Origin of the sequence: Otariodibacter sp. (assembly GCF_029256985.1) — a bacterium.
Taxonomy (GTDB): Bacteria; Pseudomonadota; Gammaproteobacteria; order Enterobacterales; family Pasteurellaceae; genus Otariodibacter.
Map to the genome: position 1 here is coordinate 1 of NZ_JARIDQ010000042.1, position 9,136 is coordinate 9,136.

The window sequence follows — 9,136 nt, forward strand, 5'->3', positions numbered from 1 at the left end:
ACTTAACAAACTATTTATTTTGTTTTCTATGTTTTTTAACTCTTCTTTACTTATTATTAGTTCTTCTGGATTTGTTACTATATTAGCAGTTATTATATCTAGCAGGACAAGTTCCAGAAGATGATACACAAGATATGTATGGTCAGACAAAGCAGGTGTTAGATGAAATAGATAAGCTCCTAGTAGAAGCAAATACGAGTAAAGATCGCATTTTAATGACTCAAGGTAGGCTCAATATAATTGCGAATCTAACTCTAGATAAATAGTTAGTCTTACCTATTTAATAGAGAAAAGTTATAAAATAATAGATAGAATAAAGTTAACAAATAACTATTTTATTTTAATCTAAACCGTCCTCGACTATAACGAGTTTTCATCAAAGCTAATATTTTCTGCTTGTCTGATCCGACTTGTTGTTCACTATTATGTGCAACAATTAAAGAATGTTGAATAGAATGAGCATGAGTGATGGCAATAGCCAAAGCATCTGCAGCATCAGCTTGGGGTTTAGCTGAAAGTTTTAAAATACGCATAACCATATCTTGCACTTGTATTTTATCTGCCGATCCAATACCGACAACTGTTTGTTTGACTAATCTAGCAGCATATTCAAATACTGGTAAATCTTGATTTACCGCAGCTACAATCGCTGTCCCACGAGCCTGCCCCAGTTTTAATGCAGAATCAGGATTTTTCGCCATAAAGACTTGTTCAATAGCAAACATATCTGGATGAAATTGGGTAATAATTTCTGTTACGCCCGCATAAATTCTCTTTAAGCGTGTAGGAAGATCATCTACAGATGTACGGATTGCTCCACTACCTAAATACTCTAATTGCTTGCCCATTTGCTTAATTACACCGTAACCTGTTACTCTTGAACCAGGATCAATGCCTAAAATAATTGCCATCAGAGTTCCTTTTATCAAAATATCAAAACGGATAGATTTGCAAAATATTTTGCAGATCTATCCGCTTATTAATTAATCCTATTAATTAACTACTATATTAATAGTACTAGTTAACTAGGGATAATTTATTAAATTATTTGTCGAATCGAGCAATAGAGCAATTTTTAGCAAGAATTTCATCTGCTTTATTACCTGTTTTATACAACATAATGGCTTCAGTTTTACCAATATTTTGTTGTGTTAAACCTGCTTCTACACTCCAAACATACTTCCCTGATACAAATGTGGTTGTATCAGTTTTTTTACTATCATTTTCATCTAAAGTAAAATCTGTTAATAAAGTATTTTTATTTAATAATAATTTTGCACCTTTAGGTAAATTATCTTGGAATGCATAAGTTGCAGTTACAGTCGTATTATTTTGACAACTATATACAACAGATTTATTTCTGGTAGTAATCATGTCTTTTGCTTCTGTAACTGTATTAGAAACAGACTTAGCACCGCTTTTTACTGCATTACCTGTTGCTGATGCAGCATCAGATACAGCAGAAGTTGCACCATCTACTCCACTTTTTACCATATTTCCAGTTTTTGTAGCCATATTTCCTACATCTGAACAAGCTGCTAGAACTAAAGCTGCTGTAACCGCTGGTAAAAATTTAACTAATTTCATATTTTTTCTCCGTAAAATTAAGAATAGCTACTACAATAAAGCAGCTACTTCATCGCTGATCTCACCATTATGATAAACGTTTTGTACATCATCACAATCTTCTAGCATATCGATCAGTTTAAGTAATTTAGGCGCAGTTTCTGCATCTAAATCAACTGTGGTTGATGGAATCATTGCAACATCTGCTGATTCAATTTTAAATCCAGCAGCTTCAATACCATCACGCACACTGCCAAGTTCTTCCCAAGCAGTATAAATTTCAAAACTACCATCATCTTGAGGCTGTACATCATCAGCTCCAGCCTCAATAGCAGCTTCCATTAGACTATCTTCATCAGCTGCAGTGATAAGAATTAGACCTTTTTTGCTGAATAAATATCCAACAGAACCTTCAGTGCCTAAATTACCACCACACTTAGTAAAGCTTGGTCTCACTTGAGAGATTGTACGGTTAGCATTATCACTCAAGCATTCAACCATCACCGCTGTACCACCTGGACCATAACCTTCGTAAACTTTGGTTTCCATGTTAGTGTCATCACCGCCACCAACACCACGATCAATCGCACGATTAATGGTATCACGTGTCATATTACTCGCTAATGCTTTATCTACTGCTGTACGTAAACGAGGATTAGAATTAACATCTCCACCACCTAATTTTGCAGCTGTAACAAGCTCACGAATTAATTTTGTAAAAATTTTACCGCGTTGTGCATCCTGTGCTGCCTTACGGTGCTTAATATTAGCCCACTTACTATGACCAGCCATCGTTAGTTCCCTATATTAAATCAAAGTTCAAATGTATTCAGTAAAATTATGTCTAACAACATAAAGTTACGTTTTCTAATGTAAGTTTTCATATTAAATATTGCTGAATCGCTTTTGCATTATTAGACGATTTAGTCAATTGAATAGCTTCAACAGCCGATACCCACTGGTAATCTAAGTGTTCCGTTAGTTGTGGAACAATCTCATTTGGTAATTCTAATAAAAACCAATACTCAGTGCAGTATATCGTTTCAGGTGCATATTTATAACGGAATTGTGGAAAAATCTCAAATTTTAATGAATATTCACAATCTTTTAATATTAAACCTTGCTCAACAATATCTACACCAATTTCTTCTTTTACTTCCCTAAGTGCTGTTTGATAAGGTTGCTCTCCAGTTTCTATCGTGCCTGTCACTGATTGCCAAAACTCGGAATCATCATCCCGCTGTAACATCAGTACTCGATGAGTATCTTTAGCATAAATCACCACAAGTACAGAATAAGGATTTTTATATTTCATTTGCAAAATATGAGATTAATCTGACCGCTTATAAAATAGAATGTCCCCATTATTATCAATATTACATAGTAATAGGGACTTTAACTGAATTATTCAGGTTGCACTGTTGTTTGAATTGCAAGCTCAGCTAATGCTTTTGGATTACCTAAACTTGGTGCATCTGTCATTAAACAAGCTGCTGCCGTTGTTTTAGGGAATGCAATTACATCACGGATATTTTCTGTGCCTGTAATCAACATTGTTAAACGATCCAATCCAAATGCTAAACCTGCGTGAGGTGGAGTACCAAATTTCAACGCATCAAGTAAGAATCCAAATTTTTCTCTTTGTTCTTGTTCATTGATACCTAAGATATCAAATACAGTTTGTTGCATTTTTGGATCGAATATACGTACAGAACCACCGCCAACTTCGTAACCATTAATCACCATATCATAAGCGTTAGCTACCGCATCTTTTGGATTGGCCACTAACTCTTCAGGTGTTAAGTCTTTTGGTGCAGTAAATGGATGGTGCATTGCAGACCAGTTACCTTCATCATCTTTTTCAAACATTGGGAAATCAACGACCCAAAGTGGTTTCCAAGCATCTAAGTCAGTTAAACCTAAATCACGCCCAACTTTTAAGCGTAATGCACCCATTGCATCCGTTGCAACATTTTCTTTATCTGCACCGAAGAAAATGATGTCGCCATTTTGTGCTTGTGTTCTTTCAAGTAATGCTTTTACTACATCATCATTTAAGAATTTAGCAACAGGGCTTTGTAGACCTTCTAAACCAGCAGTTACATCATTTACTTTAGCCCACGCTAAACCTTTAGCACCGTAGATACCTACGAATTGTGTATATTCATCAATTTTTTTACGAGTAATTTCTGCACCATTAGGCACACGAATTGCTACTACACGACCTTCAGGATCGTTTGCTGGACCACTGAATACTTTAAAATCCACATCTTTAACTAAATCAGCTACATCAACTAATTCAAGTGGGTTACGTAAATCTGGTTTATCTGAACCAAAACGACGCATAGCTTCCGCAAAAGTCATTTGTGGAAATTCACCCAAATCAACATTTAAACGATCTAACCATAAGCCTCTAATCATCTTTTCCATAATTGCACGCACTTCAGGTGCTGTCATAAATGTGGTCTCCACATCGATTTGGGTAAATTCTGGCTGACGATCTGCACGTAAATCCTCATCACGGAAACATTTTACGATTTGATAATAACGATCAAAACCAGACATCATTAACAACTGTTTGAAAAGCTGTGGTGATTGTGGCAATGCGTAGAATTTACCTTTATGCACACGGCTTGGTACAAGGTAATCTCTCGCACCTTCTGGTGTTGCTTTGGTTAGCATTGGGGTTTCAATATCAAGGAAACCATTATCATCCATATAGCGACGTACAAAACTTGTGATCTTCGCACGTGTTTTTAAACGTTCTGCCATTTCAGGACGACGTAAATCTAAATAACGATATTTTAAACGTTGTTCTTCAGTATTGTTTTGGTTAAAGTCAAGAGGTAATACATCTGAATTATTGTAAACTAAAATATCTTTAACTAATACTTCAATTTCCCCTGTTGCCATCTCTTTATTAATTTGAGATTCATCACGTGCAACTACCTCGCCTTTAATTTGAATACAAGCTTCATTACGTAAGCTTGATGCAATTTTAAAAATAGCTTCATCTTTTTCATCAAAGAATACTTGTACAATCCCTTCACGATCACGCACTTGCATAAAAATAAAACGGCCTAAGTTACGAATGCGATGAACCCAGCCGCTAAGCGTTACTTGTTCACCAACATGTGTGCGATTTAAACTACCGCAATAATGAGAACGCATCATATAAAATCATCCTTTTGTGAATTTTGCTAAAAATTGTGGCGATTATAGCGAAATATAAGGCGAGAAAACAGATTCCGTACAAAAATAATCTACAATACCTTGAATTCCGATAATTTAACGTTATATTAGAACAGTCACTTAATTGCAAAATTTTGCAATATTCAATTGTTGTTATATTTAGAGGATGAATGAATGACAAACCAAACTGAGAAAGAACAAGTTGAGCAAGAAGAAATTGTAACTGAAGCACAAGAACAAGAAACAGTAGTTCCAGAAACGGTTGAAGAAGAACAACAACCACAAAATGATCCGTTAGAAAATGCGATTGCTCGTGTTCAAGAACTCGAAGAATACATTGCTAATGCAGATAAGAGAGAGCAAGAAATTCAGCTTAGAGCAAGAGCAGAAATTGAGAATATCCGCCGTCGTACAGAGCAAGATGTTGAGAAAGCACACAAATTTGCATTGGAAAAATTCTCAAAAGAATTATTAAATGTGGTTGACAACCTTGAAAGAGGTTTACAAGCATTAGAAGACGCTGATGAAAGCGTAAAAGCTCTGGCAGAAGGTGTAGAATTAACCCATAAAAGCTTAGTTTCAACTTTAGCGAACTTTGGTATTGAATCTGTAGGTGCTGTAGGTGATGCATTCGATCCTGAATTGCATCAAGCTATTTCAATGCAACCAGCAGAAGGTATTGAACCTAACCATATCAGTGTTGTAATGCAAAAAGGTTATACACTACATGGACGTGTAATTCGTCCTGCAATGGTGATGGTTGCAAGTTAATTATTCTGCGATCTTGATCGTAAAAGTTTAACCTGATTTCCTCAATTATTGTCTGAGTAGTTATGTTTAACGCACTTATCACTCATTAGAGGAAAATAAATGGAACATACTGTGAATATTCGATTTGATAAACTGCGTTTTGTAAAAAAATTACAAGAAGCTAAGCAATCTCCAGAGATGGCAGAGGCATTTGCTGATGCCCTTGATGAAGCTTTAGAGCAAAGTCAAAGTCAGCTTGCGACAAAAGCTGATTTAAAAGAACTTAAATCGGAAATAAAAAATGATATGTCGCAACTGGAAGTCCGCTTGACTGCCTCAATGTACAAGATGGCAGGATTCATTCTTGCGGGAGTTGGTGTGCTAATGGGGCTAATGAAGTTTATCAATTAACGATTCATACAATCTTATCTTTTCCCTTATTTGCCCAACAAATAAGGGATTTTATTATTTAAATCACTATGTCTTTACAATTTAATGCAATCGCTTTATTACTCATTGTTCTTATCATATTAGGCGTATTAAGCCAAAATAGTTCTGTTACCATTTCTGCTGCAATATTACTGATTATGCAACAAACCTTTTTATCCCAATATCTTCCAACAATGGATAAATACGGTATGAAAATAGGGATTATTATCTTAACTGTTGGCGTACTTAGTCCCCTCGTTTATGGCAGAATTTCGTTACCCGAACTTGCTCAATTTGTTAATTTTAAAATGATTCTTGCCATAATAACTGGCATTGCAGTTGCTTGGCTTGGTGGGCGAGGAGTAAGTTTAATGGGAAACCAACCAATTTTAGTAACAGGGTTATTAATCGGCACAATTATTGGTGTTGCCTTTTTGGGTGGAATACCTGTTGGCCCACTGATTGCAGCTGGGATTTTATCGTTGGTAATAGGGAAAGTATAAATGAATCAAAATAAGCAAAAAAAATCTCATAACCGACCGCTTACCCCTCAACAAAAAGCGTTAATGGCACAATTAAAAGAAACCACTATTGCTGATAGTCGCCATTTAGCCAGTCGTATTCGAGGGATTGCCACGATAAAAAATGAACAAGCTCAACAAGCTGTTATTGCAGAAATCGAAAAGGATCTGACCGCTTGTAAAGCTCGTTATTTTGCTCGTAAAGAACAAAATCTTGCTATCGACTACCCTGACCTCCCCGTATCTGCTCGCCGCCAAGAAATTTTAAAATTAATTGAAGAAAACCAAGTCGTCGTTATTGCTGGGGAAACAGGTTCGGGAAAAACCACCCAATTACCGAAAATGTGTTTAGAACTAGGTCGAGGCGTAAAAGGGCTAATTGGACACACCCAACCTCGCCGAATTGCAGCACGTTCTGTTGCCACTCGTATTGCTGAAGAACTTAAATCAGAATTAGGTTCAGTCGTCGGTTATAAAGTTCGCTTTAACGATCAAGTGAGCGATAATAGCTTAATCAAATTGATGACAGATGGGATATTACTTGCCGAGATTCAAACGGATCGTTACCTCAATCAATACGATACACTGATTATTGATGAAGCCCACGAGCGTAGCTTAAACAATGATTTTATCCTTGGTTATTTAAAACAAATTTTACCAAAACGTCCTGATCTTAAAGTTATCATCACCTCAGCAACCATTGATGTAGAGCGTTTTTCTAAACATTTTGATAATGCACCTATTATTGAAGTATCGGGCAGAACCTTCCCTGTTGAAGTCCGTTATCGCCCTATTATTGAGGAAGAAGATCAAGACCAGTTACAAGGGATCCTCAATGCTGTTGATGAACTGCAAGCAGAAGGCCGTGGTGATATTCTGATTTTTATGAATGGTGAACGGGAAATCCGTGATACTGCCGAAGCATTGCAAAAGCAGGAACTTCACCATACGGAAATTTTGCCTCTTTATGCTCGATTATCCAGTAGCGAACAGCAACGAATTTTTAATCCAAGTGGATTAAATCGCATTGTATTAGCCACCAACGTAGCCGAAACGTCCCTCACCATTCCAAATATCAAATATGTGATTGATACGGGAACGGCTCGTATTTCTCGTTATAGCTATCGTACTAAAGTACAACGCTTACCGATTGAGCCGATTTCTCAAGCATCAGCTAATCAACGTAAAGGTCGTTGCGGACGGACATCAGAAGGGATCTGTATTCGTCTTTATTCTGAGGAAGATTTTAATAATCGCCCTGAATTTACCGATCCAGAAATTCTTCGCACCAATTTAGCCTCGGTTATTCTACAAATGACAGCGTTAGGCTTGAGCGATATTGGAGCTTTCCCTTTTGTTGATGCACCCGATCATCGAAATATTCAAGACGGGATAAAATTACTTGAAGAATTACAAGCTTTTAAAACTCGCTCAACCAAACGAGGCGAAGTTCGAGAACTTACACAAATTGGCCGCCAATTAGCACAATTACCCATCGATCCTCGTCTTGCAAGAATGGTGATTGCTGCCAGCCAAAATGGTAGCTTACACGAAGTAATGATGATTGTATCAGGACTTTCTATTCAAGATCCGAGAGAACGTCCACAGGAAAAACAACAATCTGCTGATGATAAACACCGCCGTTTTGCTGATAAAGAATCGGATTTCCTAGCCTTTGTGAATTTATGGCATTTTATTCAAGAGCAACAAAAAGCCTTGAGTAAAAACCAATTCCGTCGCTTATGTCAAAAGGATTATCTCAACTATTTACGCGTACGTGAATGGCAAGATATTTATCATCAACTTCGCCTTTCCGTACGAGAAATGGGGCTCCGTATCAATACAGATGAAGCGAGCTATCAGCAAATTCATACTGCCCTACTCACTGGTTTACTCTCCCATATCGGCTTAAAAGATAGCGAAAAACAAACTTACTTAGGGGCAAGAAATGCTCATTTTTCAATTTTCCCTGCCTCTGTGCTTTTCAAAAAGCAACCAAAATGGATTATGACGGCAGAATTGGTCGAAACATCAAAATTATGGGGGCGAATCTCCGCTAAAATTGAGCCTGAATGGGTAGAACCGCTTGCTCAACATTTAGTAAAAAATAGTTACAGCGAACCTCACTGGGCGAAGTCCAAAGGGGCGGTAATGGCGTATGAAAAAGTCTCCCTTTATGGTGTACCAATTGTCGCAAATCGTTTGCAAAATTATGGCAAGATCGACCCGCTTGTCAGCCGAGAAATTTTTATTCGTTCCGCATTAGTCGAAGGCGAATGGCATAATAATTACAAATTTTTCAAAGAAAATAACCGCTTGATCAAAGAGGTTGAAAGCCTAGAACACAAATCCCGTCGTCGTGATATTTTAGTTGATGAACAAGTACTATTTGATTTTTACGATCAACGAGTAGGCACAGATGTTGTGTCTTCCAAACATTTTGACAGTTGGTGGAAGGTTGCTAGCAAGAAAGATCCTGATTTACTGAATTTTGAAAAATCCTTCTTAATTAACGAGAATGCCAATAAAATTAGTGAATTAGATTTCCCGAATTTCTGGTATCAAGGTGATCTCAAATTAAAATTAGGCTATCAATTTGATATTGGCTCACAAGCTGATGGGGTAACAGTTTATATCCCATTGCCATTGCTGAACCAAGTTGAACCAGATGGTTTTGA

Annotated in this window: 9 protein-coding genes and 1 pseudogene; 5 read left to right on the top strand and 5 right to left on the bottom strand. The window is 36.9% G+C overall.

Annotated elements, in window-relative coordinates; all coding sequences use genetic code 11:
* Nucleotides 1-95: 95 nt before the first annotated feature.
* Nucleotides 96-218 (top strand): annotated as a pseudogene (locus Q1J40_RS04365) (Rid family hydrolase); the annotation flags it as partial.
* 117 nt (nt 219-335) lie between these two features.
* Here the strand turns inward: Q1J40_RS04365 and ruvC are convergent.
* The 5 genes from ruvC to aspS all read right to left on the bottom strand — a co-directional run bounded on the left by ruvC (nt 336) and on the right by aspS (nt 4,740).
* The gene (gene ruvC / locus Q1J40_RS04370) at nt 336-911 is read right to left on the bottom strand and encodes a crossover junction endodeoxyribonuclease RuvC (RefSeq protein WP_301098824.1); all 576 of its coding nucleotides are present in this window, start codon (nt 909-911) and stop codon (nt 336-338) included.
* Nucleotides 912-1,044: 133 nt separating this feature from the next.
* Complete coding sequence (locus Q1J40_RS04375) at nt 1,045-1,587, bottom strand: ACP-like domain-containing protein (protein WP_301098825.1); 543 nt, start codon at nt 1,585-1,587, stop codon at nt 1,045-1,047.
* Between the two features lie 30 nt (nt 1,588-1,617).
* Nucleotides 1,618-2,358: a YebC/PmpR family DNA-binding transcriptional regulator gene (locus Q1J40_RS04380; protein ID WP_301098826.1), complete on the bottom strand. Its 741-nt coding sequence runs from the start codon at nt 2,356-2,358 to the stop codon at nt 1,618-1,620.
* An 88-nt stretch (nt 2,359-2,446) separates the two neighbouring features.
* Entirely contained in the window at nt 2,447-2,881 is a 435-nt protein-coding gene (gene nudB, locus Q1J40_RS04385) for a dihydroneopterin triphosphate diphosphatase (RefSeq protein WP_301098827.1), read from the bottom strand.
* Nucleotides 2,882-2,970: 89 nt separating this feature from the next.
* Entirely contained in the window at nt 2,971-4,740 is a 1,770-nt protein-coding gene (gene aspS / locus Q1J40_RS04390) for an aspartate--tRNA ligase (RefSeq protein ID WP_301098828.1), read from the bottom strand.
* A 192-nt stretch (nt 4,741-4,932) separates the two neighbouring features.
* Between aspS and grpE the strand changes: the two genes are divergently transcribed.
* The 4 genes from grpE to hrpA all read left to right on the top strand — a co-directional run.
* A complete protein-coding gene (gene grpE / locus Q1J40_RS04395) occupies nt 4,933-5,529 on the top strand; it encodes a nucleotide exchange factor GrpE (protein ID WP_301098829.1) in 597 nt (198 codons plus the stop codon).
* 99 nt (nt 5,530-5,628) lie between these two features.
* The gene (locus tag Q1J40_RS04400; protein ID WP_301098830.1) at nt 5,629-5,919 is read left to right on the top strand and encodes a CCDC90 family protein; all 291 of its coding nucleotides are present in this window, start codon (nt 5,629-5,631) and stop codon (nt 5,917-5,919) included.
* Between the two features lie 68 nt (nt 5,920-5,987).
* The gene (locus Q1J40_RS04405) at nt 5,988-6,440 is read left to right on the top strand and encodes a DUF441 domain-containing protein (RefSeq protein WP_301098831.1); all 453 of its coding nucleotides are present in this window, start codon (nt 5,988-5,990) and stop codon (nt 6,438-6,440) included.
* Nucleotides 6,441-9,136: ATP-dependent RNA helicase HrpA (hrpA, locus tag Q1J40_RS04410; protein ID WP_301098832.1), on the top strand; the 2,696-nt coding region annotated here is incomplete at its 3' end.

Bases quoted from the DNA above. Each gene is read 5' to 3' on its own strand.
- nudB (WP_301098827.1), bottom strand. From the start codon at position 2,881: ATGAAATATAAAAATCCTTATTCTGTACTTGTGGTGATTTATGCTAAA.
- Q1J40_RS04380 (WP_301098826.1), bottom strand. From the start codon at position 2,358: ATGGCTGGTCATAGTAAGTGGGCTAATATTAAGCACCGTAAGGCAGCA.
- ruvC (WP_301098824.1), bottom strand. From the start codon at position 911: ATGGCAATTATTTTAGGCATTGATCCTGGTTCAAGAGTAACAGGTTAC.
- Q1J40_RS04375 (WP_301098825.1), bottom strand. From the start codon at position 1,587: ATGAAATTAGTTAAATTTTTACCAGCGGTTACAGCAGCTTTAGTTCTA.
- Q1J40_RS04405 (WP_301098831.1), top strand. From the start codon at position 5,988: ATGTCTTTACAATTTAATGCAATCGCTTTATTACTCATTGTTCTTATC.
- aspS (WP_301098828.1), bottom strand. From the start codon at position 4,740: ATGATGCGTTCTCATTATTGCGGTAGTTTAAATCGCACACATGTTGGT.
- Q1J40_RS04400 (WP_301098830.1), top strand. From the start codon at position 5,629: ATGGAACATACTGTGAATATTCGATTTGATAAACTGCGTTTTGTAAAA.
- grpE (WP_301098829.1), top strand. From the start codon at position 4,933: ATGACAAACCAAACTGAGAAAGAACAAGTTGAGCAAGAAGAAATTGTA.